Source organism: Allobosea sp. FW305-C-101 (assembly GCF_058783685.1).
In genome coordinates, this window is the sequence record NZ_JBYSYT010000001.1 from 803,536 (window position 1) to 829,726 (window position 26,191).

The window sequence follows — 26,191 nt, forward strand, 5'->3', positions numbered from 1 at the left end:
CTGGAGGCATGAATTGGCTTTGCAAATGGGGCGGGCAGGATGCGTGAGAGCTTGCGCTTCCTGCTCGGCGACAGGCTGGTCGAGATCGACCGCTGCGATCCGACTTTGACCGTGCTCGACTGGCTGCGCCTCGACCAGCGCATGACCGGCAGCAAGGAAGGCTGCGCCGAGGGCGATTGCGGCGCCTGCACTGTCGTCGTCGGCCGGCTGGATCGCGGGCAGCTGCGCTACGAGGCGATCAATGCCTGCATCCGCTTCCTGCCGACGCTGGACGGCTGCCAGTTGCTCACCGTCGAGCACCTGAAGGGCACGGATGGCAGCCTTCACCCGGTTCAGCAGGCGATGGTGGAATGCCATGGCTCGCAATGCGGCTTCTGCACGCCGGGCTTCGTGATGTCGCTGCTGGCGCTGAGACTCAACGAGGCGGCCCCGGACACCGGCCGCATCGAGGATGCGCTCGCCGGCAATCTCTGCCGCTGCACCGGCTACGAGTCGATCATCGCCGCCGGCCGCCGCATGAACGAGATCGCGCCGCGGGACGCAGACCCTTTCCTGCGCGAGCGGGAGGTCGTCGCCGCGCGGCTTGCAGCGCTGAACGATGCCGAGACGCTGGCCCTGCAAGGCGATAGCGGGAGTTTCTATGCGCCCGCGACAATCGAAGCACTGGCCGAACTCGTCGCGGCACACCCACAGGCGACTCTTGTCGCCGGCGCGACCGATGTCGGGCTCTGGGTCACCAAGGCGATGAAGCGTCTCGATCCCGTCATCTATCTCGGGCGGATCGAAGCTTTGCGCGCCATCAGCAACGAAGGCGATCATCTGCGCTTTGGGGCGATGGCTGGTCACATCGACGTCCGCACAGCGCTCGCTGCCCTCTCGCCACAGCTCGACGAGTTGATGCGCCGCTTCGGCGGCGAGCAGGTGCGCAATGCCGGGACGATCGGCGGCAACGTCGCCAATGGCTCGCCGATCGGCGACCTGCCGCCGGCCCTGATCGCACTCGACGCGACGCTGGTGCTGGCAAGGCGCGGCGGGACGGGGATCGAGCGCCGGAGCATCCCGCTCGAAAGCTTCTTCATCGAGTACCGCAAGCAGGATCGACGGCCTGGTGAATTCGTCGAGGCGGTGCTGGTGCCGAAGCAGGCGGAGGGCGTGCTGTTCCATGCCTCCAAGGTCTCGAAGCGCTTCGACGAGGATATCTCCGCCGTCTGCGGCGCCTTCCGGCTGACGCTCGGCAGCGACGGGCGCATCAGCGAAGCTCGCCTCGCCTATGGCGGCATGGCCGGCATCCCGAAGCGCGCGGCGGCGGCCGAAGCCGCCCTCGTCGGTCAACGCTGGAACGAAATGGCCGTCACGGCAGTCATCGCCGCCCTCTCACAGGATTTCACGCCGCTCGACGACATGCGCGCCTCGGCGCAGTATCGGCTCAAGATCGCCGGCAACCTGCTGCGCCGTTTCCTGATCGAGACGACGCAAGCGCAGACGCAGACGCGGGTCGCCGGCCTGCTGGCGGAGGCCGCCCATGGCTGACGCACGTCGCAAGCTCGATATCCCGGTGGAGAGCGGCCCTCTCGGTAGCTCCCGCATCCATGATTCCGCGCCTAAGCATGTCGCGGGGGAAGCGCTCTATATCGACGACATCGCCGCACCCGAGGGATTGCTGCACGCCTATCTCGGCACGAGCACGATCGCTCATGGTCGGTTGCTCTCGCTCGATCTGGAAGCGGTTCGCGCCGCGCCGGGCGTCGTCACCGTGCTGACGGCGGCGGATATCCCCGGCGCGAACGACATCTCCTCGACGCATCTGCGTGACGAGCCGGTCTTCGCGACCGAGGCCGTCCTGTTCCACGGCCAGCCGCTCTTTGCCGTTGTCGCCGAAACGCGTGAGCAGGCGCGTCATGCCGCGGCGCTGGCCAAGGCCGAATATGCCGAGGAAACGCCGCTCATCGACATCGCCGCCGCCCGCCAAGCCGGTGGGAAGCTGGTCACAGCCCCGCTCAAGCTGGAACGCGGCGAGATCGCAGCCGCCATGGCAGCGAGCCCGCGCCGGCTGAAAGGCGCGATGGCGATCGGCGGGCAGGAGCATTTCTACCTCGAAAGCCAGATCGCGCTGGCCATCCCCGGCGAGGACGACGACATGGCGGTGCTGGTCTCGACCCAGCATCCGAGCGAAGTCCAGCACATGGTGGCCGCCGTGCTCGGAGTCGGCTCGCACGCGGTCACCGTCGAGGTCCGGCGCATGGGAGGCGGCTTCGGCGGCAAGGAGACGCAGGCCAATCTCTTCGCCTGCGTCGCTGCCATCGCGGCCCGCAGGCTGAAGCGGCCGGTGAAGCTACGGCCCGACCGCGACGATGACATGGCGATCACCGGCAAGCGCCACGATTTCGTTTGCGATTACGAGATCGGCTTCGACGATGACGGCCGCATCCACGCGCTCGACGCCGTCTATGCGGCGCGCTGCGGTTGGAACGCCGATCTGTCGGGGCCGGTGACCGACCGCGCCCTGTTCCACATGGACAATTGCTATTTCTATCCGGCGGTGCGTGCCCGCTCCGAGCCGCTCTTCACCAACACCTGCTCGAACACCGCCTTTCGCGGCTTTGGCGGGCCGCAAGGCATGGTCGGGGCCGAACGCTTCATCGAGGAGGTCGCCTATGCGACCGGGCTTGATCCGCTGGAGGTGCGCCGACGCAATCTCTATGGCGGCGCCGGACGCAACGTCACGCCCTATCACCAGACGGTCGAGGACAATATCGCGGGCGACGTCATCGCGGAGCTGGAGCGGCGCTGCGATTATCAGGCGCGCAAGGCGGCGATCCGCGAGGCCAACAAGGCGAGCCCCGTCATCAAGCGCGGCATTGCGCTGACGCCAGTGAAGTTCGGCATCTCCTTCACCGCGACCTGGTTCAACCAGGCCGGCGCGCTGGTCCATGTCTATACCGACGGCACGGTCGCGCTGAACCATGGCGGCACCGAGATGGGCCAAGGGCTCTATATCAAGGTGGCGCAAGTGGTGGCCCACGCCTTCGGCATCGGGCTCGACCAGATCAAGATCACCGCGACGACGACCGGCAAGGTGCCGAATACCTCCGCCACCGCCGCCTCGTCGGGCTCCGATCTCAACGGCATGGCCGCGCTCGATGCCTGCGAGACGATCAAGAAGCGCTTGACGGAATTCGCTGGGAAGCATTGGCAGGTCGAGGCGAACGACATCGCCTTCCTGCCGGGCCGTGTGAAAATCGGCGCTCGCGAGATCGCCTTCAGGGAACTGATCGCCGCCGCCTATATGGCCCGCGTCCAGCTCTCGGCGACGGGCTTCTATGCGACGCCGAAAATCCACTGGGACCGCAAGGCCGGGCGCGGCCACCCGTTCTACTATTTCGCCTACGGCGCCGCCGCGGCTGAGGTCGCGATCGATACGCTGACCGGCGAGTACAAGGTCGAGCGCGTTGATATCCTGCATGATTGCGGGCAATCGCTGAATCCGGCGATCGACAAGGGCCAGATCGAGGGCGGCTTCGTGCAAGGCATGGGCTGGCTCACCACCGAGGAGCTGGTCTGGGACAGGAAGGGCCGGCTGTCGACGCACGCGCCCTCGACCTACAAGATTCCCGTCGCCTCCGACCGGCCGCGCATCTTCAACGTGGATCTCTTGGAGAATGCGCCGAACCGCGAGCCGACGATCCATCGCTCCAAGGCCGTCGGCGAGCCGCCGCTGATGCTGGCGATCTCGGTGCTGCACGCGCTGTCCGATGCGGTCGCGAGCGTCGGCGACTACCGGGTTTGCCCACGCCTCGACGCGCCGGCGACCCCGGAACGGGTGCTCGATGCGGTCGAGCGGGTCAGGGCGGAGGCAGCGCCATGAGCCTCGCCGCCTTCCTCGCCGCCCATCAGCGCGACGGTATCGTCCTCGTCCGGATAGAGGCGGCGGAAGGCTCGACCCCACGCGAGGCCGGCGCCTGCATGGCCGTCAGCCCCGGCGCCATCGCTGGCACGATCGGCGGCGGGCAGCTCGAATTCCATTGCATCGACCTCGCCCGGCACATGCTCAGCGAGGGGGCCGAGGATCAGGTACTCGATATCCCGCTCGGGCCGCAGATGGGGCAATGCTGCGGCGGGCGGGTGCGTGTCTCATTGCACCATGTCGGCGCGGCCGAGATCGCCCTGTTCAGCGCCCGCGAGAAGGCGGAAGCCGCAGCGTGGCCGCCGGTCCTGATCTTCGGCGCCGGCCATACCGGCCGCGCGCTGGCGCACGCACTGGCCCCCCTGCCCGTCTCCATCTCGCTGATCGACGACCGCGACGACGTCATGAGCGGGCTTCCAGCCGCCGTCACCTGCATCCGCATGGCCGATCCCGTCGATGCGATTGCGAGCGCTCCGGCCAAGGCTGCCTTCGTCGTGCTCTCGCATAGCCACGCGCTCGACTATCGGCTGACCGAGGCGGCGCTGGCGCGCGGCGATGCGGCTTATGTCGGCATGATCGGCTCGGCCACGAAGCGGGCTCGCTTCGAATCCGGCTTCCTGCGCAGCGGCGGGCGGCGCGAGGCGCTCACGCGCCTGACCTGCCCGATCGGCGGTTCGGATGTGGACGACAAGCGCCCGGAGGTGATCGCGGCCTTGACGGCAGCCGAGCTGGTGCGTTGCTTGCTTGGCCGCCGGGAGCCGGCGAAAGGGAGACGTTCGCGACATGAATCAGCCGCGTGAGCAGGACGTGCCGTCGCGGCTGGCGCTCGCCCATGTCTCGAAGAGCTTTCCCGGCGTCAAAGCCAATGAAGACATCAGCCTGAGCGTCCAACCCGGCGAAATCCACGCCCTGCTCGGCGAGAATGGGGCCGGCAAATCAACGCTGGTCAAGATCATCTACGGCGTCCAGCAGGCCGACGAGGGCACCATCTCCTGGAACGGTTCTCCCGTCGCGATCCCCTCGCCCAAGGCCGCGCGCAAGCTCGGCATCGGCATGGTCTTCCAGCATTTCTCGCTGTTCGACGCGATGACGGTGATCGAGAACATCGCGCTCGGGCTCGACGAAGCCGTCGACCGCGACGAGCTGAAAGCCCGTGTCGCCGCGATCCTGCAATCCTATTCGCTGCCGCTCGATCCGGAGCGCGAGGTCCATACGCTCTCGGTCGGTGAGCGCCAGCGCATCGAGATCGTGCGCTGCCTGCTGCAGAAGCCGAAGCTGTTGATCATGGACGAGCCGACCTCGGTGCTGACGCCGCAGGAGGTCGAGCGCCTGTTCGCGACGCTGCGCCAGATCGCGACTGAGGGCTGCTCGATCCTCTACATCTCGCACAAGCTGCACGAAATCAAAGCACTCTGCGACAGCGCCACGATCCTGCGCGGCGGGCGCGTCGTCGCGACCTGCGACCCCAAGGTCGAGACGACCAAGCGCATGGCCGAGCTGATGATCGGCGCCGAACTGCGCAAGATTGAGCACGGCAAGGCGACGGGCTCCGGCGCCGTCCGGCTGGAGATCAAGGGCCTGTCGCTCCCCGGTGAGCCGCCTTTCGGCACCGATCTGGAGAGCGTTTCTTTCGAGGCGCGGGCCGGAGAGATACTCGGCATCGCCGGTGTCGCGGGCAATGGACAGGCCGAACTCCTGACCGCACTCTCGGGCGAACAGCTCGCTACCCATGCCGAAGCGATCAAGCTCGACGGGAAAGCTGTCGGACTGGACGGCGCCGGTACCCGCCGGGCACTCGGCCTCGCCTGCGTGCCCGAGGAGCGCAACGGCCATGCCGCCGTGCCGGATTTCTCGCTCGCCGATAACGGCATCCTGACGGCGCGCCATCGCCTGCCGCTGGCGCCGCATGGCTTCATCAGCCGCGCTAGCGTGAAGCGCTTCGCCGATGGTGTGATCAAGCTCTTCGACGTCCGGACCACCGGCAATGCGGCGCTCGCCCGCTCGCTATCGGGCGGCAATCTGCAGAAATTCATCATGGGCCGCGAGATCGGCCAGCAGCCGGCCGTGCTCGTGGTGTCGCAACCGACCTGGGGCGTCGATGCCGGCGCTGCCGCCGCGATCCGGCAGGAGCTCGTCGACCTCGCCGCCAAGGGCTCTGCTGTCGTCGTGATCTCGCAGGATCTCGACGAATTGCTCGAACTCGCCGACCGGCTCTGCGTCATCAACGAGGGGCGGCTGTCGGCGCCGCGCCCGGTCGCGAGCCTCGGCATCGACGAGATCGGCCTGATGATGGGCGGCGTCCACGGCGCGGAGGCGGCCCATGCTTGAATGGCGCCGCCGCCGCGAGCCGAGCACGCTGATGCTGCTAGCGAGCCCGCTGATCGCGATCGGGCTCACGATGCTGATCGGCATGGTCGTCTTCACCGCCATGGGCTATGACGGCTTCCACGCGGTCGAGAGCATCTTCCTGACGCCGTTCCTGGAGCCGCAGCGCTGGGGCGATATCGGGGTCAAGGGCGCGCCGCTCGTCATGATCGCGCTGGGGCTCGCCATCGGATTCCGCGCCAATGTCTGGAATATCGGCGCCGAGGGGCAATACGTCATGGGCGCCATCGCCGGCACCGGCGTCGCCCTCCTGACCTATGACATGACGGGTTGGTGGATCCTGCCCGCCATGGTGCTGGCCGGCATCCTCGGCGGCATGGCCTGGGTCGCGATCCCGGCCTTCCTGCGGGTGAAATTGCAGGTCAGCGAAATCCTGACCAGCCTGATGCTGACCTATGTCGCCGTGCAATTCCTGTATTTCCTGGTGCGCGGTCCCTGGAAGGACCCGGGCGGCTTCAACTTCCCGCAGACGCGGATGTTCACCGCTGACCAGACGCTGCCCACAGTGCTGGAGGGGACGCTCGTCCATCTCGGCATTCCCGCCGCGCTCGTGCTCGCGGTCATCGCCTGGCTGCTGATGGAGAAGACCACCGCGGGCTACGCGATCAAGGTCGTCGGCCTCGCGCCGGCCGCGGCCCGCCATGGCGGCTTCAGCGCCACGCGCACGACCTGGGCGACGCTGCTGATCAGCGGCGCGCTCGCCGGTCTCGCCGGATTGTTCGAGGCCGCCGGCCCGTTCGGCCAGCTCACACCGCAATTCCCGGTCGGCTACGGCTTCACCGCGATCATCGTCGCCTTCCTCGGCCGGTTGAACCCGCTCGGCATCGTCTTCGGCGGCATCGTGCTGGCCGGAACCTATGTCGGCGGCGAGATCGCGCAATCGACCGTCCGGTTGCCGCAGGCCGCGACCGGCCTGTTCCAGGCGATGCTATTGTTCATGCTGCTTGCGACCGACGTTCTGGTGCGCTGGCGGATCGCCTTCAAGCGGAGGACGGCATGACCTCCGCCATGCTCGCCTCCATCCTGATGACCCTGATCGCGGCTTCGACGCCGCTGCTGCTGGCCGCATTGGGCGAGCTCGTCGCCGAGAAGGCGGGCGTGCTCAATCTCGGCGTCGAGGGCATGATGCTCTGCGGCGCGGTCGCTGGCTTCGCCGTCGCGTTCTCGACCGGCAGCACCGGGATCGGCCTCGTCGCGGCGATGGCCGCAGGCATCGCCGCCTCGATGGTCTTTGCCGTACTGGCGCTTTCGCTCACCGCCAATCAGGTCGCGACCGGGCTCGCGCTGACGATCTTCGGCATCGGCGCTTCCTCGCTGATCGGTGCGGGCTTCGTCGGGCGCACCATCACGCGGCTCCAGCCGGTCTTTCCGGCAGCGCTGTCGGAGCATCCGATCCTGCGCGTGATCTTCGGCCACGACATCCTGATCTATCTCTCGCTTGCGCTTGTCGCTGGCGTCAGCTGGTTCCTGCGCCGGACGCGGCCGGGCCTGATCCTGCGTGCGGTCGGCGAGAACGATGCCTCGGCCCATGCGATCGGCTATCCGGTCGTCGCCATCCGCTATGCGGCGGTCGCCTTCGGTGGCGCCTTGGCCGGGCTCGGTGGGGCCTATTTCTCGCTGGCGCTGACGCCGATGTGGGCCGACCGCCTGACCGCCGGCCGCGGCTGGATCGCGCTCGCCCTCGTCGTCTTCTCGGCCTGGAAGCCGGGGCGCCTGCTGCTCGGGGCCTATCTCTTCGGCGCCGTGATGACGCTCGAACTGCAGCTCAAGGCGGCCGGCGTCACCTGGCTCGCGCCGGAGGTTCTGGCGATGGCCCCCTACCTTGCGACGATTGCAGTTCTGACCATGATGTCGCTAGGACGGAAGACCGGCCGGCTCGACGCGCCCGCCTGCCTCGGCAAACCCTTCTCGGCGTCCTGACGCCGCAATTCACAACGGGGAGTTCTCGTAATGACCAGCATCATCACCCGCCGCAAGCTGACCTTCGGTGCGGCCGCCGCCTCCACCCTGCCGATCCTCGGCCGCGGCGCTTCGGCGCAGGCCCCGCTCGGCGTGGGCTTCGTCTATGTCGGCCCGATCGGCGACCACGGCTATACCTGGACGCATAACCAGGGCCGGCTGGCGCTGGAGAAGGAATACGGCGCCAAGATCAAGACGAGCTTCATCGAGAACGTCGCCGAGGGGCCGGACGCCGCCCGCGCCATCCGCCAGCTCGCCCAGGCCGGCAACCAGCTGATCTTCACGACCTCCTTCGGCTTCATGAACCCGACGATCCAGGTCGCCAAGCAGTTCCCGAAGATCCATTTCGAGCACGCCACGGGCTATATGCGGGCCGAGAACGTCGCGACCTACGATGCGCGCTTCTACGAGGGCCGCGCCGTGATCGGCACCATCGCCGGCCATATGTCGAAGACCGGCCAGGCGGGCTATGTCGCCTCCTTCCCGATCCCGGAAGTCGTGATGGGCATCAACGCCTTCCACCTCGCCGCCCGCAAGGTGAACCCGAACTTCAAGACCAAGGTTGTCTGGTGCTCGACCTGGTACGACCCCGCCAAGGAGGCCGATGCCGCCAAGGCGCTGATCGACCAGGGTGCCGACATGATCACCCAGCACACCGATTCCGCCGCCCCGCTCCAGGCGGCCGAGCAGCGTGGCGTCTTCGCCTTCGGCCAGGCCTCGGACATGAGGTCCTTCGCGCCGAAGGCCCATCTCTCGGCCATCGTCGACGACTGGTCGGGCTACTACATCAAGCGCGTCAAGGAGGCCATGGACGGCACCTGGAAGACCGGCGCCGTCTGGCACGGGCTCAAGGAGGGAATGGTCAAGATCGCGCCCTATAATGACGCGGTCACGCCCGCGGCCCGCGCCGCCGCCGACGAGGTGACCAAGGGCATCATCGCCGGCACGCTCCACCCCTTCACGGGCGAGCTGAAGGACCAGAAGGGCGTCGTGCGCCTCAAGGCCGGCGAGACCGCCAGCGACGAGATGCTCTCGAAAATGGACTGGTACGTGGACGGCATCCAGGCCTGATCCCAACACTTTCGCTGCTGCGGCTGCACGCCGCCGCCGCAGCAGCGATTCGCCGGTCCCGGCACCTGACGGTTGGTCAATTCGACCGCAAAAGCCTGTCATGGCTCTAAATTGGGCTCGTTCCTGCCTGAATCCGATGGAACGAAGCCGTTTCCTGTGCGTATCTACCGCCGCGGGCATCGTCTTTCCGCGTTAGCCGTGGCAACTGCGTGAGTTGCGCGCCGCGAATGGCACCCATGTGCCGCGGCCGCTCATGCCGGAAACGAGCATGAACGGCCGTCATCGAGCACGCGACGCCTGAACAACCTTCTCAAGGAGGATTTCATGACCAAGAACGAACTGATCGCCGCCATCGCCGAAGAGACCGGCAAGACCAAGGCCGACGTCTCGGCCATCCTGGCCTCGCTCGGCACGACCGTCGCCAAGACCCTCAAGAAGGGCGACGACGTCACCCTCGGCGGCATCGGCAAGCTCTCTGCTGCCAAGCGCGAAGCCCGCGAGGCCCGCAACCCCTCGACCGGCGCGACCATCAAGGTTCCTGCCAAGACCGTCGTGAAGTTCAAGGTCACCAAGGACCTCGCCGACGCGGTGGCGTAAGGCCATCATCGGGATCGAGCGGCGTTCGCGCATGAAACGCGGACGCTGCTTGAGTCTCGTCGTCATGCTCGGGCTTGACCCGAGCATCTCTTCGACGAGATTCTCGGGTCTACGCTGCGCTCCGCCCGAGAATGACGCTGTCTCATGTTCCTTCGCCTCTTCACCGATCTGCGCGCCGCCAAGGTCCCCGTGACCCTGCGCGAATATCTGACGCTGCTCGAAGGGGTGGAGGCCGACCTCGCCGAACACAGGGTCGACGAGTTCTATTATCTCGCCCGCGCCACGCTGGTGAAGGACGAGCGCCATCTCGACAAGTTCGACCGCGTCTTCGCCCAGGTGTTCAAGGGCATGGAGACGCTGCAGCAGGCGATCGAGGAAGCCGGCATCCCCGAGGAATGGCTGCGCAAGCTCGCCGAGAAATTCCTGACCGACGAGGAAAAGGCCCAGATCGATGCGATGGGCTGGGAGAAGCTCTGGGAGACGCTGAAGCAGCGGCTCGACGAGCAGAAGGGCCGCCATCAGGGCGGCAACAAGTGGATCGGCACCGCCGGCACCTCGCCCTATGGCGCCTATGGCTACAATCCCGAAGGCATCCGCATCGGCCAGGATAAGAACCGCAATTTCCGGGCGGTGAAGGTCTGGGACAAGCGCGAGTTCAAGGATTTCGACGACACCCGTGAGCTCGGCGTGCGCAACATGCGGATCGCGCTCCGGCGCCTGCGCCGCTTCGCCCGCACCGGCGTGGCCGAGGAACTCGACCTCGACACCACGATTTCCGAGACGGCCAAGCACGGCTATCTCGACGTCCAGCTTCGGCCCGAGCGCCGCAACGCCGTCAAGGTGCTGCTCTTCCTCGATGTCGGCGGCTCGATGGACTGGCATATCGAGCTGGCCGAGGAGCTGTTCTCGGCGGCGCGGGCCGAGTTCAAGCATTTCGAGCATTTCTACTTCCACAACTGCCCCTATGAGCGGGTCTGGAAGGAGAACCGCCGGCGCCACGACCAGCAGATCGCGACCTGGGACGTGCTCAGGACCTATCCGTCCGACTACCGCCTCGTCTTCGTCGGCGACGCTTCGATGAGCCCCTACGAGATCGCGATGCCCGGCGGCTCGGTCGAGCACTGGAACGAGGAAGCCGGCGAGGTCTGGATGGAGCGACTGGCGACCAAGTTCCCCAAATCGGTCTGGCTCAACCCGGTGCAGCCGAATCTCTGGAACTACACCCAGTCGATCCGCCAGATCGGCGGATTGATGGGCGGGCGCATGTTCCCGCTGACGCTCGACGGGCTCGATGGCGCGATGAAGGTTCTGGCGCGGTGACCAATACTGTCATGAACGAAGACGACGACGGCCCTGCGCCGAGCTGGCGCCAGCGGCCGAAGCCCGTCGGCTTCGAGATCGGCTACAAGCTCGAGGGCGACACGCTGGAAGTCGACCGGACACGCCGGGTCGACAGCATCCGCCTCAGCGCGGTCGAGCAGGTGCGCTTCGTCTATGCCCCCGGCAACATCTCGTCGAAGGGCTACAAGACGCAGCTCAGGCTCAGCGACGGCCGAACCGTGACCTTCGGCAACCTGTCCTGGCGCTCGCTGACCGATCTCGACCGCGACGATCCGCGCTACCACCGCTTCGTCACGGCGCTGTCGGCCGCGATCGCGCGCGCCAATCCCAAAGCCCGCTTCGTCGCCGGTCGGCCGAAGCCGATCTGGCTCGGCGTCACCGTCGTCGGCGCGCTCTCGGTCCTGATGCTGACGGCCTTCACGCTGCGCGCGTTCCAGCAGGGCGCGACCAATGCCAGTTTGCTCGGCGTGCTGCTGATCGCCGCCTCGTTCTGGCAGGTCTGGCCATTGGTCAGCCTCAACCGGCCGCGCGAACTCGCGACCGGCGAGGTGCCTGAAAGTCTCGTCCCCGGCGGGACCGGCTGAGGCTCAGCGGACGACCAGCACCGAGCATTTCGCCCGGCGCACGATCGCCGAGGCGTTCGAGCCGATGACATAGGCGAGCATGCCGGGCTCATGCGAGCCGATGACGATGAGGTCGATACCGCCGGCATCGGCCTCGGCGAGCACCTCGCCATGGACCGAACCGATCAGCACCTTGGCCGAAACCTGCTCGGCCGGGAGATCGACCTTCGCGGCGATCTCGGCGAGCTTCGCCTCGGCATCCTCCTGCTGCTCGGAATCGAAATCGGCCGGCACGAATTCCATATAGGTGACCGGGATCAGCGAGCGGACATAGACCAGTCGCACCTTTCCACCCGAGATCTTGGCGAAGGATACGGCTGCCGCGATCGCCGGCTGGGCGAGATCGGCTTCGGCGAGATCAACGGGGACCATGATCGATCTGTACATCGCATCCTCCAAGGCTGGTTTCGAAACCATCATGGAGTTTGCCAGTACGCGCGCCATGATCCAGCGCAAAATGCGGGATGCGGCGCAGCGCCGCGCGCCGGACTAGATCGGCAGGGCTAGCCCTGGCGCTCGGGCGTGCGGACGATCAGGCCGTCGAGCTCATCGCGGATGCGGATCTGGCAGGACAGGCGCGAATTGGGGCGGACGTCGAAGGCGAAGTCCAGCATGTCCTCTTCCATGTGCTCGGCAGGGCCGACAGCGGCAGTCCAGGCATCGTCGACATAGACATGGCAGGTAGCGCAGGCGCAGGCGCCGCCGCATTCCGCCTCGATGCCGGGGATCGCGTTGCGGATCGCCGTCTCCATCACGGTCGAGCCGGCTTCGGCCTCGACGGTGCGGCTCTCGCCCTGAGCGTCGATGAAGGTGATATTCGGCATGAAGGACTCCGGCGGCGCGATGACGGCCTCCGCTTAGAGCATTTCAAAGCGGCACGGAACGGGGTTTCGCGCCGCAGCCACCCGCTCAGGCGGCGCAGTCGAAGCGCGCGATGACCGCCCTCGCCTCGGCGGCAGCCAAGGCAAGCGCATCGAGCGCGCTCTCGCTTGCCTGCTGCTGCGACCCGGCCAAGCTCTCCTCGATGCGGTCGGCAGCCTCGGCGACCTGCCAGGCGCCGACAGCACGGGCCGCACCCTTCAAGGTGTGGGCCGCATCCATGCGCTGCTGCCGGTCGGCACTGCCATGGATCGCGCGCAGATGGACGACGCATTGCTGGGCGAAGAGCGTGAGCAATTCGCGCTCAAGCTCGTGGTCACCGGCGGTCTGGCTGGAGAGATAGGCGAAATCGATGGCCTTCTCGGTCATGTCGGGAACTCTTCAAAACGGGTCATCAAATCGCCGCATCGGCCGGTCTCATGCCCTTCAGGAAGCGCCCGGATGGTAAACGAGGCGTTAACGACGTTTGTGAATCGCGCGGTCAAATGGGTTTCCAAGGCTCCAGGGGTCCACTACCCTTCCAATTGGTAAATGATGGGCGCAGTGTCTCCGTTCACCCGGCCAGAGGCGGCATGGGGCGGCGGAGATCACCATACGCGCCCATGTTCAGTAGCGTGGCGAGGCGGCAACGATGAATCGACCCAAGAAGCTCCAGGACCCCACTGAAGCTGCGATGTCGGCGATCGAAGAGGCGCTCCGCCTTGACCAGCCCAAGGACGGCACTGACACGCCGGTCGAGACCGAGCCCCGGCTACCCACGACCAGCGAGAACGACCTGAAGCTCGAAATGCCGCGCGTCGAGCCGGCTCCGGCCGCGATCCCGCCCGCGCCTGCCGCTCCCGCCCAGCAGCAGCCCGCGCCGCCGCGCGCCGCGATCGCGCCCGATACCAGCCGCGTCGCCAATGATGACCGCCGGGATTCGAGCTCGCTCGTCCAGGCCTTCGCCGTGCGCCCGTCGCGCAAGCCGTACTGGTTCGCAGCGCTCGCCTCGCTCGCCTGGCTCGGCGGCGCCGCCTTCGTCCTGCTCGGCCGCTATGGCTCGTTCAGCAACGGCCTGCCTGAACCCGTCGCCAGCTTCGGCATCGGCGAATGGACCTTGCTCGCGCTCTCGATCGGCGCGCCGGTCGTGTTCTTCTTTGTGCTGGCGGCGCTCTATCGCCGCACTCAGGAAATGCGCCTGATCTCGCGCGCCATGACCGAGGTCGCGCTGCGCCTCGCCGAGCCGGAGGTTGCCGGCGCCGATTCCGTGCTGTCGCTGAGCCAGACCATCCGCCGCGAGGTCGCCGCCATGGGCGACGGCATCGAGCGTGCCGTGGCGCGCGCCGGAGAACTGGAAACCATCGTCCGCGGCGAAATCTCGACGCTGGAACGCGCCTATGCCGATAACGAGATCCGCCTGCGCTCGCTGATCGACGAACTCGTCACCCAGCGCGAGGCCGTGGTCGGCAATGCCGAGCGCGTGAAGCTCGCGATCAGTGGCGCCCATGACGGGCTTGCCAAGGACCTCGACAGCGCCAGCCGCGCCATCGCGGAAGCCGTCTCGCAGGCCGGCGACCGCGTCACCGGCTCGCTCGGCGCCAAGGGCGACCAGATCACGCAGGCGCTCGGCCGCGCCGGCGAGAAGATGATCGAGGAGATCAGCGGCCGCAGCCACGACCTCGTCGAGCGCCTGCAGATTACCTCCGGCGAAGTCTCCGAGCGACTGGCGGGCGCCAGCGGCAACCTGTCGGACATGCTCGACGGCCGCGCCAAGGAAATCGCGAGCTCGCTGGAGCGCACCGGCGCGGTCCTCACCGAGCGCCTGACCACCGGTGCCCAGGACGTCACCCGCGCTATCAGCGAGACCGGCAACCAGGTCGCCGAGACGCTGACCGGCCGCGTCGAGACCGTCAACGAACTGCTCAAGAACACCGGCGAGACGCTCGCCCGCGACATCTCGGCGCGCGGCACGGAAGCCGCAGAGCGCTTCGAGGCCAGCAGCCGCACCATGGTCGCGCAGATCGAGAGCCAGAGCGAAGCCCTGCAGGCACGCCTGGCCGAATCCGGCGAAGCGCTGCGCAGCGCCCTCTCCGACGAGGGCGAGAGCGTCACCACCCGCCTCGCCGAGGTTGGCCGCGGCGTCAACAGCCTGCTCAACCGCCAGAACGAAGCCATCGCCAGCCGCCTCACCGAAGTCGGCGAGAGCGTCCACGGCCTCATCGGCACCCATGGCGACACGCTGGTCAGCCGCCTCAACGAGACCGCCCGCACCGTCGATGACGTGCTGCGCGAGCGCAGCGAGGCGATCATCCTGCGCGTCAACGACGCCAGCCAGTCCCTGAGCGAGTCCGTCGCGCAGCATGGTGACACCCTCACCGGCCGCATCACCGATGTCGCGGGCCAGGTGAACGGGCTCTTCACCGAGCAGGGCGGCAAGCTCGTCGACCGCCTCAACGAGACCGGCCAGACCGTCCACACCCTGCTCGACCAGCAGGCCGAGAAGCTCGTCGACCGCGTCTCCAGCGCCGGCAGCGAGCTCGCCGACCTGGTCGGCCAGCAGAGCGACGGCGTCGTCGAGCGCGTTGCCGAAGCCGGCCGCAGCCTCGCCAGCCTGATGGGCGAGCACAGCGACGCCACCGTCGCGCGCGTCTCCAACGCCGGCGCCGATGTCGCCAAGCTCCTGTCGGAGCGCAGCGAAGCGTTGGTCTCCAGCGTCTCGGGCGCGGTCAATACCGTCGAGACGCGCCTGCGCGACGAGAGCGAACTGCTCGTCAGCCGCCTCACCCAGGCCGGTCATGATGTCAGCGCCGTCGTCGGCAGCGAAAGCGAGCGCCTGCTTTCCGGCCTCTCGGAGACCGGCATGCGCGTCAGTGCCCTGCTCGACGAGCAGGCCGGCGCGATGACCGTCAAGGTTTCGCAGGCCGGTCTCGAGATCAAGGATCTGCTCGGCAACGAGAGCCAGGCGCTGGCCAGCCGCGTCGCCGATGTCGGCCGCTCGGTGCACGGCATCCTGGCGGAGCGCTCGAACGCGCTGATCTCCCGCCTCGCCGAGACCGGCGCCAGCATCGACCAGCAGCTCGACGAGCGCGGCGCGACGCTGGCTTCCCGCATCACCGGCAGCATCGAGGCGGCGCAGAACGCCCTCGAACAGCAGCAGACTGGCTTCCTCGCCAGCGTCAGTGAGACCGGTGAGAAGGTCGGCGCCCTGCTCGGCGAGCAGCGCGAGACCATGGTGCGCGACCTCGTCAGCACCGGCCGCGAGGTCCACACCCTGCTCGGCGAGCAGAGCGAGGATCTGGCGCGCCGCATGACCGAGGCGACCCGCACCCTCACCGAGACGATCAATGTCGACGGCCGCCATGTCGCCGACCGCGTCTCCGAAGCGACGCAAGGGTTGCGCGACACCTTCACCGTCCATGCCGAGGAGGCGCGCACCCTGCTCGCCGGCACCGGCCGCGAGATCGTGCTGGCGCTGACCCAGCAGGGCGGGCGCGTCAACGAGGCGCTCTCGGCCAATGCCGAGTCGATGCTGCGTTCGGTCGAGGGCCGCGCCCAGGCGCTGAACGAGGCGCTGGCGCTGCGCCACGACGCGCTGACCAAGCTGTTCGACGAGCGCGGACACGAGATCGAGGCGGCGCTCGGCGGGCGCCTCGCCGCACTCTCGACGCTGTTCGATACGCAGGGCCGCGACGTCGAGAATGCACTCGCCGCGCGCCTTGGCGCCTTCGAGGACCTCATCGTCGTCCAGGGCGGCGTCCTGACCGCCAAGATCTCCGGCGACGCGCAGCAGCTCACCGCCGCGCTCCATTCCGGTATCGCGCAGGTCGAGAAGCTGATCTCCGAAGACAGCGTCATGCTGGCCGACAAGGCCGGCACCCGCGCGCTAGAAGCGGCCGAGCTGCTCGCCAGCCGCACCCGCGAGGCGGCGGAGGCGATGGAAAGCCAGATCAAGCTGTTCGAGGACCGCTCGGGCACGAAGAGCGCCGAGATCGCCGGCACGCTCGACAGCCTGATCGCCCGCATGGACGGCAGCCTCGGCTCGCGCGCCACCGCCCTCAACGAGGCGCTGGTCGAGCGCACGGTCGATATCGCCCGCGTGCTGGCCGAGGGCGGACGCGAGGTCACCCGCGCGCTCGCGGCCAAGGCCGACGAGATCGGCGAGGTCGTCACCTCCAAGAGCGAATCGCTCACCCGCACGCTCAGCGACAAGGCCGACACGATCAACGCGACGCTCGGCGGCCGCGCCCTCCAGATCGCCGATACGCTCGACCAGAGCGTCGCGCGCTTCGAAGAGCGCGTCGTCGGCCGGCTCGACACCGTCTCGAACACGCTCGACACGCGCGGCGACGAGATCGCCGCGACGCTGCAGGGCCGTTCGGAAGCGATTGCTACGCTTCTTGCCGAGCGGGCTCAGGAACTGCGCGCCCTCTTCGACGACCAGGGCGGCGGCATGGTCTCGGCGCTCGCCAGCCAGAGCGAGGCGATCGCCGCCGCGCTCACCGAGCGCGCCGAGCAATTGCGCACCCTGTTCGACGATCGCGGGCTCGGCATCGTGGCCGCACTCGGCCGTCGCGGTGACGCCATCTCGGGCGCGCTCGACCAGCGCGCCGAGCAGCTGCGCGCAATCTTCGAGGGCCAGGGCGCCGGCATCGTCACGGCGCTGGAGCGCCAGGGCGTGGCGATCACCAATTCGCTGGACGAGCGGACGGACGCCATGCGCGCCGCCTTCGACGCCAAGGGCCACAGCCTCGTCGAACTCATCGGCCGCCAGGGCGAGACCCTCACCCAGTCGCTCGACGAGCGTGTGGAGACCCTGCGCGCCGTGTTCGACGCCAAGGGCAATGGTGCCGTCGAGGCGCTGAACGAGCGCGGCGAGGCGCTGGCGGCCGAGTTCGCCACGGTCGGCGAGACGGTGGTGCGCGCGCTCGAAAGCCGCGGCAACGCCATCGTCGCCGGTCTGCGCGATCGCGGCGCGGTCATCACCAACGCGGTCGAGGCTTCCTCCAACGCGTTGCGCGAGACGCTCGAAGCCGGTTCGCGCCAGTCGATCGAGGCGCTGGTCGGCACCAACGAGCAGCTGCGCGAGGAGCTCGGCGGGATGCTCGGGCGCCTCGGCGAGGCCAACAAGCTGATGCAGCAGATCGTCAACGGCGCGAACAAGAACCTCGCCGCCGTCGAGAACAGCCTGTCGACCCGCGTCGGCGAATTGCAGAACGTGATCGGCACCGTGATGGCGGAGGCCGGCTCGGCCTCGCAGCAGGTCACGGCGCAGATCGCAGAGCTGAAGAGCTTCTCGGAGGGTACGCTGCGCGAGACGACCGCGCTGATCGGCCAGCTCGACGATCGCGGCACCTCGCTCAACGAGGTGACCCAGGCCAGCAGCGCGGCGCTCAACGCCGTCGCCGGCCGGCTGGAGCAGATCGAGGGCCGCGTCGGCAAGGCGCTTGCCGAGCGCCGCGATGCGCTGGAGCAGCTGCACGGGCTGATCGCCAACCGCACCGACGATGTCGAGTCGATCACCCGCTCCTTCGCCTCGCTGATCGACGACTCGCTCAGCACGGCCGAGGCGCGCGCCCGCCAGATCGGCACGGTTCTGTCCGACTCGGCGGAATCGACGACGAACGCGATCGCCCAGCAGTTCGAGGCCATCCGTTCGGCGACCGGCCAGGAGCGCGAGCGCACGGCGGAAGCCCTGCGCCTGGCCTATGCCCAGGTCTCGACCGAGATCGGCGGCGAGATCACCAAGGTGACCGAGCGCTTCCAGAAGGCGGCGCAGGACATGCGCGGCATTACCGGCGACATCCAGCGCGAGCTGGAAGCCACCCGCGCCGAACTGAAGCGCGGCGTGCTCGAACTGCCGGCGGAGGCCCAGGAATCGACCTCGGCCATGCGCCGGGTCGTGGCCGAGCAGATCAAGGCGCTGAACGACCTCACCGAGATCGTGACGCGGTCCGGCCGCCGTGGCGACGTTTCGCTGCCGATCGACCACGCCGCCAGCCGCCGCCCGGTCGCGGCTGCGGCCGCCGCCCCCCCTGCCCCGGTGTCTCCGACCCGGCCTGCCCAGGCGTTCACGCCGGCCCCGCAGCCTGCGCCCGCCCCTGAGGAACCCCTGCTGCGGCCGTCCATCGATGCGGCGAGCGAGCCCGCGCAGCCTGCCGCGCCGCGCACAACCGTCCGGATCGAGACCGCGACTGCGCCGAGCCGCCCGGCCACGGTGCAGGAAGCGCCGCGCCGCCAGCCGGAGGCAGCCCAGCAGCAGCCGGCCAAGGCAGGCTGGCTTTCGGACCTGCTGACCCGCGCCTCGCGCGAGGACAAGCAGCCCGAGCCGAGCAAGCCGACGACGCATTCGATCGAGAAGCTCGATTCGCTCTCCGTCGATATCGCGCGGATGATCGACCATGACGCGGCCGTCGAATTGTGGGACCGCTACAAGCGCGGCGAGCGCAACGTCTTCACCCGCCGGCTCTACACGCTGCAGGGCCAGCAGACCTTCGACGAGATGCGCCGCAAGTATCGCCGCGACGCCGAGTTCAAGGACACGGTCGACCGCTATATCGAGGAGTTCGAGCGCCTGCTCGGCGAAGCCGCGAAGGACGACCGCGACTCGATGGTGGCCAAGACCTACCTGACCTCGGAGACCGGCAAAGTCTACACGATGCTGGCCCATGCCAGCGGGCGCTTCGAGTAAGCGCCACTATCCCTGTCGAAACGGGAAAGGCCGCCTGCGAAGGCGGCCTTTCCTTTTGGTGGGGTGCTGCCGAGAGGCCGATGGCCGCCTAAGCCGCCGCCCGGAAACGCGCCTCGCCGCGGCTCACGAAACAGGTCTTGTCGAACAGGGAGAGATCGAGCGGGTTGGGCAATCGCACATCCGCGATCTCGGGGAATGGCCTGCCCGCGCCTTCATAGGAACGATCGACCTGCGAGAGGAAAACGAGGATCAGCCCCCTCTCCCGCGCGAACGCCTTCAACATACTCACCTGCAGAGCGAGCTCCGGCGTGTCGCGGCGCTGGTCGAGCAGCTGCAGGTAGTCGATCACCGCCACGGTGCCGCGCGATGCGTCCGCCAACCTCGCGACGACATAGTCGGCGCTGATCGCATCGGAACAGTCGCAGTCGAACAGGCCGGCGAATTCATCCGGTTCGATCTTGATCGCATGCAGCCGGGAGAGCACGTCGGCCGGCGTGTATTCAAGCGTCAGGAACACGCCGCGACGCCCGGCCCGCATGGCTTCCGCGAGCAAGGCGAGGCTTGCAAGCGTCTTGCCCTGTCCCGGCCGCCCGGCGATCAGGACGAGGTCGCCCGGCTCTAGCCAGCGGCCACAACGCGCGAACGGACGTCATTCCCGGCTGCTTCGCCGCCAGCAAACTCCAGCTGCGATAGCCTTCCTCGACCGCAATGCGATCGAGCGCCGCGTGGAGCGGTATGCGTTCCGCCCGGCTCAAAAGCCTGGCCTTGCGCTTCAACTGATGGATCGGGGCCGACAAATTCATGACGTGAACCTCCTATCGCGAGCAGCTGGCGCAATCCCTCCTCATGCGTGATGCCCGGACAGTCGGTCAGGTCGTCGGAATGCCCTACATGATGATGCTTCCCCGGCTGGAGGGGGGAGGCTCGGGCCGAGCCGGAATCAGAATCTAGCGCAGGCGTGGGCGAAAGGAAATCGCCGGGGGGATGCGCTCAGCGCGCCCAGCGCACGATCTCGACCAGCACCTGCGACAGCGCCCGGTCGAGCGCCTGGGTCGCGCCCGCCCCGTCGACCGCGCCGGCCGGCACCCGCGCCGCGAAGAGCCGCGCCCGCTGGATCTGCCCGGTCCGGTCGCCGACGATCCGCGCGGTGATCTCGACCACCGCCATGCCGGTCGCGGCGTCGATGTTGAAGCTGCGGATATTGGTGTTGAGCTGGACGTCGGGGGAGATGCGCTGCCCCGGCCCCGAGACGGAGCCGACCCGGCCGGCATTCTCGAAGGTCTGGATCAGGCGGGCCTGCACCAGCGCCGGCACCCGGTCCGCCCATTGCGCCCCGCCGACGAAGGACAGCGCGCCGCTCGAATCCCGGACGATGACGCGATCGGAATCGAGCGCCTGCACCGCCGTCGGCTCGGCCACGACCATGATGGCGCGCGAACCACCGACCTTACTGAGCCCGCCCGGTGCCGACAGATCGAAGGTGGTCGGCGTCGCTCCGCCACCGCAGCCGGCGAGGAGCGCGGCGGCGGCCACGGCCAGGATGGGGAGGAAGCGGCGAGCCCGGCGGGCCGGAGGAAACTGAACCTCGGTCGTCATGGGGCTAGCGCGATCCGTTGTACTGGGGAAGCGGCGGCCTGCCGCCGAAAATGAACTGCTGCGGGTTGCGTTCGAAATTCCGCAAGGTGCGGTTGAGTTCCGTGAGCGTGCGCTTGCCATCGGCCGCCAGCGATTCGACATCGCGCAGCCCCGGCCCGGTGAAGCGGTTGATGCCTGCCGTGATCTCGGCGGTGCGCTTGTCGAGATTGTCGGCGAGCGTCCGGATCGACTTGGCGGCGTCGGCGACTTCCTGGAAGGCGCTGCGGCCATCGGGGCCGGAACCGGATTCGAGGAAGCCCTTTGCTGCCGTCAGCACACCCTCGATCTGATCGGCCGCCTTGTCGAGCTTGGCCGAGATCGAGGCGGCGTCCTTCACCACCTTGGCCACTTCGGCACTGGAGCCGCCAAGCGCCCCAGTGAACTTGTCGACATTGTCGACGATGCTGGCGATCCGGCTGCGATCGACCGAACGGACGACGGCCGTCAATTCCTCGCTGAGCGCCTGCAGCTTTTGCGAGAGTGGCTGGATCGTCTCGGCAATGCTGCCGAAGCTCGCCATCAGCTTGTCGACGCCATCGGCGTTGTTGCCGAGCGCCTGCGAGAATTTCTCGACATTGCGGACGGTGTTGTTGATCGGGCCCGTATTCTGCTTGATCAGCCCGTCGAGCGAGGTGAGCATTCCGTCGGCCTTCTGCGCGACGTTGCGCACGGTCTCGATGATGTCCTGCAGCTCGGAGCGCTCGGCGATGATCGTTGGCATCGGCTCGCCCGGCTTGGCCCTCAGCATCGGGGCGGCGGGGTCACCGCCGATGAGCTGCAATGCGACCACGCCCGCCAAACCTTGAGCCTCGATGCGCGCGCGTGTGTCGTCGCGCACCGGCGTGGTGTTGGCGACCTGGATCACGGCGTAGATGCGGCGCGGATCGTCCGGCTGGAGCTCGATACTGGTGACCTCGCCGACGCGCAGGCCGTTGAACAGCACGCTCGATCCGCGTCCAAGCCCGGTCACGGTGCCGGTGAAGATGACGCGGATGCTTTCCTTGCTTCCTGCCCCACCGCTGTTGAACCAGTAGACAAAGCCGAAGGCCGCCGCGAGGACCGCGAGCGTGAACAGACCGACGAGTGCGTAATTGGCGCGCGATTCCATGGCCTAGCCGCTTCGTCCCTGCTCTCCCGCCGGCAGCCTGGCCATGGCGCGCTCTCCGCCGAAATAGGCCTTCAACCATGGATGGTCGGACGCCAGCATCGTCGCCAGCGGGCCGACCGCGATCACCTTCTTGTCCGCCAGAGCGGCGATTCGGTCACAGGCATGATACAGGCTGTCGAGATCGTGGGTTACCATGAAGACGGTCAGACCGAGAGTCTGCTTCAAGGTCATGATCAGGTCGTCGAATTCGGCGGCGCCGATCGGGTCCAGCCCCGATGTCGGCTCGTCCAGGAAGACGATCTCCGGGTCGAGCGCGAGCGCGCGGGCAAGCGCAGCGCGCTTGATCATGCCGCCTGACAGTTCGGAAGGCGCCTTGTCGGCGGCATCGCGCGGCAGGCCGACGAGATCGAGCTTCACCATCGCCAGTTCGTCGAGCAGGTCCGGCGAGAGCTGAAGGTACTCCCGCATCGGCACCTGGATATTCTGCTTCACGGTCAGGGCCGAGAACAGCGCGCCCTGCTGGAACATCACGCCGAAGCGCCGCTCGAGTACGCGCCGCTGCTGCTGGTTGAGATCGTCGACATCCTCGCCGAAGACCTCGATCGTGCCCCGCCGCTTGCGGACAAGACCGAGGATCGTGCGCGTCAGCACCGACTTGCCCTGGCCCGAGCCGCCGACGAAGCCGAGGATCTCGCCGCGCAGCACGTCGAGATCGAGCCCATCCATGATCACCTTGTCGCCGAAGGCGACCTTGAGATCGCGGACGCGGATGACCGCCTCGGGTTCGCCGGGCGCCTGCTTGGGGTGGGATTGGGAAACGTCCTGCCGCGTCATCGTCAGAACTCGATCGAGGCGAAGAACATGGCGAAGAGCCCATCGACGACGATGACCATGAAGATCGCCTTCACCACCGAGGCCGTGACCTGCCGGCCGAGCGATTCCGCCGAACCCTTGACCGCGAGCCCCTCGATCGAGGCGATCAGCCCGATGACGAAGGCCATGAACGGCGCCTTGATCAGCCCGACGGCGAAATGCTTCCAGGTGATGACCGATTGCAGGCGGGCGAGGAAGGTGTCGACGCCGATCCCACCATAGAGCCAGGAGACCAATCCCGCTCCGACCAGCCCCGCCATCGCCGAGATGAAGGTCAGGATCGGCAGCGAGATGATCAGCGCGAGGATGCGCGGCACGACCAGAACCTCGATCGGATCGAGGCCCATGACGCGCAGCGCATCGATTTCCTCGCGCATCTTCATTGAGCCGATCTCGGCGGTGAAGGCCGAGCCCGAGCGGCCGGCGATCATGATCGAGGTCAGGAGCACCGCGAGTTCGCGCAGGATCAGGATGCCGGTGAGGTTCACGACGAAGGCGGAGGCGCCGAACTGCTGGAGCTGGAAGATGCCCTGCTGCGCGACGATGCAGCCGACGAGGAACGAGATCAGCATGATGATCGGCGCGCCGTTGAAGGCGATCAACTCGATCTGGTTGACCAGAGATGGCCCCCGGAACTTGCGCGGGCCGAGCAGGACGCTGGCCGAGCCGACCACGACCTCGCCGAGGAACATCGCGCCGCCGACCATGTCGCGGCCGAAGCGCACGACGCCCTCGCCGATATCGACGAGGATGTCGACCACGCCGACATGCCGGTGCGGCTTCGGAGGATCGTCGTCATGGACCTGGACCTCGGCCAGCAGGAGGCCGTGCTCGGGCCTGCTGCTGACGAGTTCGACCGCGACGCCGTCCCGCTCCTGCCGCGCCTTCAGGCGGTTGAGGACATAGGCGCCGAGCGTGTCGAGCCGTGTCACATCGGTGAGGTCGATCCGGGCGCCCGCCGTCGTCAGGCTCTCGGTGATCTCGCCGATCACTTCCTCGATGCGCGGGGCACGGTCGGCGCTCCATGAGCCCGAGAGCGCCACCACGAGCGCGTCCGCGTCATCGCGGATAATCGCCTGCGGTTCGGCGGTATCGAGGCTCGCCATGTCGCCGTGAGGTCCCTGTTCCCCTGGCCGAAGCGGCCCTGCAGCCGTGCGCGACCGCGCTTTGCCGGTCGCCTCAGCCTCCACCCCCCGCCCTGTATTGCCGTGCCGCGCCGGCTTGGCAAGCTGCGGGCCATCCATTGCTTTCCGCGGCGCCGCCAATGCCGCGAAAGGCCCGGGAACCACGCCTTCTCGGGCGACCTGTTCCAATTCGGGGCGAAAGCAGCAATTCCTTAAGAAATCGCAAGGCAGGCTCGACAGATAACGTCACGACCGCCCTGCTGATTCGGCCGGTCCTTCGAAGGCAGATTCGTCATGGGCGATGCGCGCTCGCTGACACCGCTGAGCCAGGCCGATTACGAGGCGATCGAAGCCGCGGTGATGGAAACCGCGCGCGGACGCTGGTTCATGGTCGAATATGCCAAGCGCAACCGGCAGGCGGACACGCTGCAGTTGCTCGGCGCCATCCAGCGGATCGAGCGGGTCGTCGGCCTCGGCGTGCAGGAGACGAGCCGGGAAACCAATCTGATCGAGGCAGCCGCGCTGATCAGCGATCTGCGCACCGATCTCGAACGCATCAGCGGCAAGGCCGAGGCCCGCTCGTCGGGGCTCGCCGCCCAGATCGAGAAGGCGGCCGGCACGGTGCTCGCCGCGACCGAGAGTATCCAGGAAGCGGCCTGGGGCCTGCGCGAGACCGGCGCAGATCAGGAAGCCTGCGACGCGCTCGACCGGCGCGCGGCCGAAATCTCGACCGCGATCGGCGTCGTCGACAGCGTGGTGCAGCGCATCGACAAGATCGCCGACACCATCGCGATGCTGGATTCGAGTCTAAGGGCCTTCGGCGAGGTTTCGCGCGAGTCGAGCGTGAGCTTCGAGTCGATGGCAGCGATGACCGTGCCACCGCCCTCCTCAATGCCGCGCCAGTACGACGATCTCGAGATCGCGACGGAGGGTCACCAGCCCGTCCCGATGGAGCGCATCGACCGGCCTGCGGATGAAGCGCGCCTGGCCACCGCACCGCTGCTCGACGACGATATCGTCTTCAGCGATTCCGACGACGCGATGCCGGAGGCCCTGCGTTTGGCGACGAGCCCGTCCGAGACCGCCATGCGCGAGATCGACGCGCTGCCGGCCGAGCGCAAGCTCGCCTATTTCGTCTAACTGCTCGGCCAGCCGCTCAGTTCTCGCGGCGGATCGCGCTTTCGTGCCAGCGGTGCAGCAGCAGGTACGAGATCAGGCTCGTCGCCAGGAAGATCGCGATACCGGAGAGCGAGATCATCACCAGCGCCGCGAAGACGCGCGGAATCTTGAGCTGATAGCCCGCTTCCAGAATGCGATAGGCGAGGCCCGAAGCGCTGCCGCCGGTGCCGGCGACGAACTCGGCGACGACCGCGCCGATCAGCGCGAGACCGCCTGAAATCTTCAGCCCGGCGAGGAAATAGGGCAGCGCCGCCGGCAGCTTGAGATAGCGCATCGTCTGCCAACGCGAGGCGCCGTAGAGCTCGAACAGGTTGACGAGGTTGTGGTCGGCCGAGTTCAGCCCGAGGATCGTGTTCGACAGGATCGGGAAGAAGGCGACGATCCAGGCGCAGATCAGCAGCGACAGGTCGATGTCGTTGGCCCAGATGATGATCAGCGGCGCAATCGCGACGATCGGCGTGACCTGCAGGATGACCGCATAGGGCAGAAGCGCCATCTCCAGCCATTTCGACTGGCTGAACAGCACGGCGAGCGTCACGCCGACGACGACCGCGGCAGCGAGCGCCATGAAGGTGATCTTCAATGTGACCCAGAGCGAGCCCGAGAGCGTGCCCCAATCCGCGACCAGCGTCTGGCCGACGAGGATCGGCCCGGGCAGCACATAATGCGGGATCTCGTTCCAGCGGACGGCGAATTCCCAGAGCGCCAGCATGGCGATGCCGATGACCAGCGGCGCGAGGATGCGCGGCCAGACGCTGGCGGGCAGGCCGAGGATACGGGTTTCGGCCATCGCGACGGGCAATGCCTGCGCGTCGGTGCCGTCCGGGCTCAGTGTTTCGACGGGCG

21 protein-coding genes and 1 pseudogene are annotated in these 26,191 nt (G+C 67.7%); 13 read left to right on the top strand and 9 right to left on the bottom strand.

The window, feature by feature from the left end; genetic code table 11:
- Positions 1–39 precede the first annotated feature (39 nt).
- From xdhA to AC3WMA_RS03875, 10 genes are all read left to right on the top strand, one after another.
- Complete coding sequence (gene xdhA / locus AC3WMA_RS03830) at positions 40–1,530, top strand: xanthine dehydrogenase small subunit (protein WP_492284068.1); 1,491 nt, start codon at positions 40–42, stop codon at positions 1,528–1,530.
- On the top strand, positions 1,523–3,865 hold the full coding sequence (xdhB, locus tag AC3WMA_RS03835) for a xanthine dehydrogenase molybdopterin binding subunit (protein WP_492284069.1): 2,343 nt from the start codon (positions 1,523–1,525) through the stop codon (positions 3,863–3,865). The genes xdhA and xdhB overlap by 8 nt, the downstream gene beginning before the upstream one ends.
- Positions 3,862–4,704, top strand: a complete 843-nt coding sequence (xdhC, locus tag AC3WMA_RS03840; protein WP_492284070.1) for a xanthine dehydrogenase accessory protein XdhC — start codon at positions 3,862–3,864, stop codon at positions 4,702–4,704. Before xdhB ends, xdhC begins: the two co-directional genes overlap by 4 nt.
- A complete protein-coding gene (locus AC3WMA_RS03845) occupies positions 4,688–6,232 on the top strand; it encodes an ABC transporter ATP-binding protein (RefSeq protein ID WP_492284071.1) in 1,545 nt (514 codons plus the stop codon). The genes xdhC and AC3WMA_RS03845 overlap by 17 nt, the downstream gene beginning before the upstream one ends.
- A complete protein-coding gene (locus AC3WMA_RS03850) occupies positions 6,225–7,289 on the top strand; it encodes an ABC transporter permease (RefSeq protein WP_492284072.1) in 1,065 nt (354 codons plus the stop codon). Before AC3WMA_RS03845 ends, AC3WMA_RS03850 begins: the two co-directional genes overlap by 8 nt.
- On the top strand, positions 7,286–8,209 hold the full coding sequence (locus AC3WMA_RS03855) for an ABC transporter permease (protein ID WP_492284073.1): 924 nt from the start codon (positions 7,286–7,288) through the stop codon (positions 8,207–8,209). The genes AC3WMA_RS03850 and AC3WMA_RS03855 overlap by 4 nt, the downstream gene beginning before the upstream one ends.
- A gap of 30 nt (positions 8,210–8,239) precedes the next feature.
- A complete protein-coding gene (locus AC3WMA_RS03860; protein WP_492284074.1) occupies positions 8,240–9,319 on the top strand; it encodes a BMP family ABC transporter substrate-binding protein in 1,080 nt (359 codons plus the stop codon).
- A 297-nt stretch (positions 9,320–9,616) separates the two neighbouring features.
- A complete protein-coding gene (locus tag AC3WMA_RS03865; RefSeq protein ID WP_492284740.1) occupies positions 9,617–9,916 on the top strand; it encodes an HU family DNA-binding protein in 300 nt (99 codons plus the stop codon).
- Positions 9,917–10,060: 144 nt separating this feature from the next.
- The gene (locus AC3WMA_RS03870) at positions 10,061–11,236 is read left to right on the top strand and encodes a vWA domain-containing protein (protein WP_492284075.1); all 1,176 of its coding nucleotides are present in this window, start codon (positions 10,061–10,063) and stop codon (positions 11,234–11,236) included.
- Positions 11,233–11,841: a hypothetical protein gene (locus AC3WMA_RS03875; protein ID WP_492284076.1), complete on the top strand. Its 609-nt coding sequence runs from the start codon at positions 11,233–11,235 to the stop codon at positions 11,839–11,841. Before AC3WMA_RS03870 ends, AC3WMA_RS03875 begins: the two co-directional genes overlap by 4 nt.
- Before the next feature lie 3 nt (positions 11,842–11,844).
- Here AC3WMA_RS03875 and AC3WMA_RS03880 read toward each other — a convergent pair whose 3' ends face one another.
- Positions 11,845–12,252, bottom strand: coding sequence for a universal stress protein (locus tag AC3WMA_RS03880; protein ID WP_492284077.1), 408 nt, complete (start codon positions 12,250–12,252; stop codon positions 11,845–11,847).
- On the opposite strand from AC3WMA_RS03880, the gene AC3WMA_RS03885 reads away from it, so the two are divergent.
- On the top strand, positions 12,251–12,373 hold the full coding sequence (locus AC3WMA_RS03885; RefSeq protein ID WP_492284078.1) for a hypothetical protein: 123 nt from the start codon (positions 12,251–12,253) through the stop codon (positions 12,371–12,373). The genes AC3WMA_RS03880 and AC3WMA_RS03885 overlap by 2 nt on opposite strands.
- 10 nt (positions 12,374–12,383) lie before the next feature.
- On the opposite strand, the gene AC3WMA_RS03890 is transcribed toward AC3WMA_RS03885, so the two are convergent.
- Together AC3WMA_RS03890 and AC3WMA_RS03895 are read right to left on the bottom strand one after the other, a co-directional pair.
- Positions 12,384–12,704 (bottom strand): 2Fe-2S iron-sulfur cluster-binding protein, encoded by a 321-nt coding sequence (locus AC3WMA_RS03890; RefSeq protein WP_492284079.1) that lies wholly within the window; start codon positions 12,702–12,704, stop codon positions 12,384–12,386.
- An 85-nt stretch (positions 12,705–12,789) separates the two neighbouring features.
- A complete protein-coding gene (locus tag AC3WMA_RS03895; RefSeq protein WP_492284080.1) occupies positions 12,790–13,128 on the bottom strand; it encodes an Hpt domain-containing protein in 339 nt (112 codons plus the stop codon).
- 262 nt (positions 13,129–13,390) lie between these two features.
- Between AC3WMA_RS03895 and AC3WMA_RS03900 the strand changes: the two genes are divergently transcribed.
- Entirely contained in the window at positions 13,391–19,426 is a 6,036-nt protein-coding gene (locus AC3WMA_RS03900; protein WP_492284081.1) for an apolipoprotein A-IV repeat region-like domain-containing protein, read from the top strand.
- Positions 19,427–19,514: 88 nt separating this feature from the next.
- Here the strand turns inward: AC3WMA_RS03900 and AC3WMA_RS03905 are convergent.
- The 5 genes and pseudogenes from AC3WMA_RS03905 to AC3WMA_RS03925 form a co-directional block, all read right to left on the bottom strand.
- Positions 19,515–20,229, bottom strand: a pseudogene (locus AC3WMA_RS03905) (DNA helicase).
- 187 nt (positions 20,230–20,416) lie between these two features.
- Positions 20,417–21,022 carry an ABC-type transport auxiliary lipoprotein family protein gene (locus tag AC3WMA_RS03910; RefSeq protein WP_492284082.1) on the bottom strand — a complete coding sequence of 202 codons (606 nt, stop codon included), beginning with the start codon at positions 21,020–21,022 and terminating at the stop codon, positions 20,417–20,419.
- A 4-nt stretch (positions 21,023–21,026) separates the two neighbouring features.
- Entirely contained in the window at positions 21,027–22,169 is a 1,143-nt protein-coding gene (locus AC3WMA_RS03915) for an MlaD family protein (protein WP_492284083.1), read from the bottom strand.
- Between the two features lie 3 nt (positions 22,170–22,172).
- Positions 22,173–23,003, bottom strand: a complete 831-nt coding sequence (locus AC3WMA_RS03920) for an ABC transporter ATP-binding protein (RefSeq protein WP_492284084.1) — start codon at positions 23,001–23,003, stop codon at positions 22,173–22,175.
- A gap of 2 nt (positions 23,004–23,005) precedes the next feature.
- The gene (locus AC3WMA_RS03925; RefSeq protein WP_492284085.1) at positions 23,006–24,148 is read right to left on the bottom strand and encodes an MlaE family lipid ABC transporter permease subunit; all 1,143 of its coding nucleotides are present in this window, start codon (positions 24,146–24,148) and stop codon (positions 23,006–23,008) included.
- A 312-nt stretch (positions 24,149–24,460) separates the two neighbouring features.
- Here AC3WMA_RS03925 and AC3WMA_RS03930 point away from each other — a divergent pair, with 312 nt between their 5' ends.
- Complete coding sequence (locus tag AC3WMA_RS03930; RefSeq protein ID WP_492284086.1) at positions 24,461–25,306, top strand: hypothetical protein; 846 nt, start codon at positions 24,461–24,463, stop codon at positions 25,304–25,306.
- Between the two features lie 16 nt (positions 25,307–25,322).
- Here AC3WMA_RS03930 and AC3WMA_RS03935 read toward each other — a convergent pair whose 3' ends face one another.
- Positions 25,323–26,135 (bottom strand): ABC transporter permease, encoded by an 813-nt coding sequence (locus tag AC3WMA_RS03935; protein WP_492284741.1) that lies wholly within the window; start codon positions 26,133–26,135, stop codon positions 25,323–25,325.
- Between the last annotated feature and the right edge of the window lie 56 nt (positions 26,136–26,191).

Bases quoted from the DNA above. Each gene is read 5' to 3' on its own strand.
- xdhA (WP_492284068.1), top strand. From the start codon at position 40: ATGCGTGAGAGCTTGCGCTTCCTGCTCGGCGACAGGCTGGTCGAGATC.
- xdhB (WP_492284069.1), top strand. From the start codon at position 1,523: ATGGCTGACGCACGTCGCAAGCTCGATATCCCGGTGGAGAGCGGCCCT.
- xdhC (WP_492284070.1), top strand. From the start codon at position 3,862: ATGAGCCTCGCCGCCTTCCTCGCCGCCCATCAGCGCGACGGTATCGTC.
- AC3WMA_RS03845 (WP_492284071.1), top strand. From the start codon at position 4,688: ATGAATCAGCCGCGTGAGCAGGACGTGCCGTCGCGGCTGGCGCTCGCC.
- AC3WMA_RS03850 (WP_492284072.1), top strand. From the start codon at position 6,225: ATGCTTGAATGGCGCCGCCGCCGCGAGCCGAGCACGCTGATGCTGCTA.
- AC3WMA_RS03855 (WP_492284073.1), top strand. From the start codon at position 7,286: ATGACCTCCGCCATGCTCGCCTCCATCCTGATGACCCTGATCGCGGCT.
- AC3WMA_RS03860 (WP_492284074.1), top strand. From the start codon at position 8,240: ATGACCAGCATCATCACCCGCCGCAAGCTGACCTTCGGTGCGGCCGCC.
- AC3WMA_RS03870 (WP_492284075.1), top strand. From the start codon at position 10,061: ATGTTCCTTCGCCTCTTCACCGATCTGCGCGCCGCCAAGGTCCCCGTG.
- AC3WMA_RS03885 (WP_492284078.1), top strand. From the start codon at position 12,251: ATGATCGATCTGTACATCGCATCCTCCAAGGCTGGTTTCGAAACCATC.
- AC3WMA_RS03880 (WP_492284077.1), bottom strand. From the start codon at position 12,252: ATGGTCCCCGTTGATCTCGCCGAAGCCGATCTCGCCCAGCCGGCGATC.
- AC3WMA_RS03890 (WP_492284079.1), bottom strand. From the start codon at position 12,704: ATGCCGAATATCACCTTCATCGACGCTCAGGGCGAGAGCCGCACCGTC.
- AC3WMA_RS03895 (WP_492284080.1), bottom strand. From the start codon at position 13,128: ATGACCGAGAAGGCCATCGATTTCGCCTATCTCTCCAGCCAGACCGCC.
- AC3WMA_RS03900 (WP_492284081.1), top strand. From the start codon at position 13,391: ATGAATCGACCCAAGAAGCTCCAGGACCCCACTGAAGCTGCGATGTCG.
- AC3WMA_RS03910 (WP_492284082.1), bottom strand. From the start codon at position 21,022: ATGACGACCGAGGTTCAGTTTCCTCCGGCCCGCCGGGCTCGCCGCTTC.
- AC3WMA_RS03915 (WP_492284083.1), bottom strand. From the start codon at position 22,169: ATGGAATCGCGCGCCAATTACGCACTCGTCGGTCTGTTCACGCTCGCG.
- AC3WMA_RS03920 (WP_492284084.1), bottom strand. From the start codon at position 23,003: ATGACGCGGCAGGACGTTTCCCAATCCCACCCCAAGCAGGCGCCCGGC.
- AC3WMA_RS03925 (WP_492284085.1), bottom strand. From the start codon at position 24,148: ATGGCGAGCCTCGATACCGCCGAACCGCAGGCGATTATCCGCGATGAC.
- AC3WMA_RS03930 (WP_492284086.1), top strand. From the start codon at position 24,461: ATGGGCGATGCGCGCTCGCTGACACCGCTGAGCCAGGCCGATTACGAG.
- AC3WMA_RS03935 (WP_492284741.1), bottom strand. From the start codon at position 26,135: ATGGCCGAAACCCGTATCCTCGGCCTGCCCGCCAGCGTCTGGCCGCGC.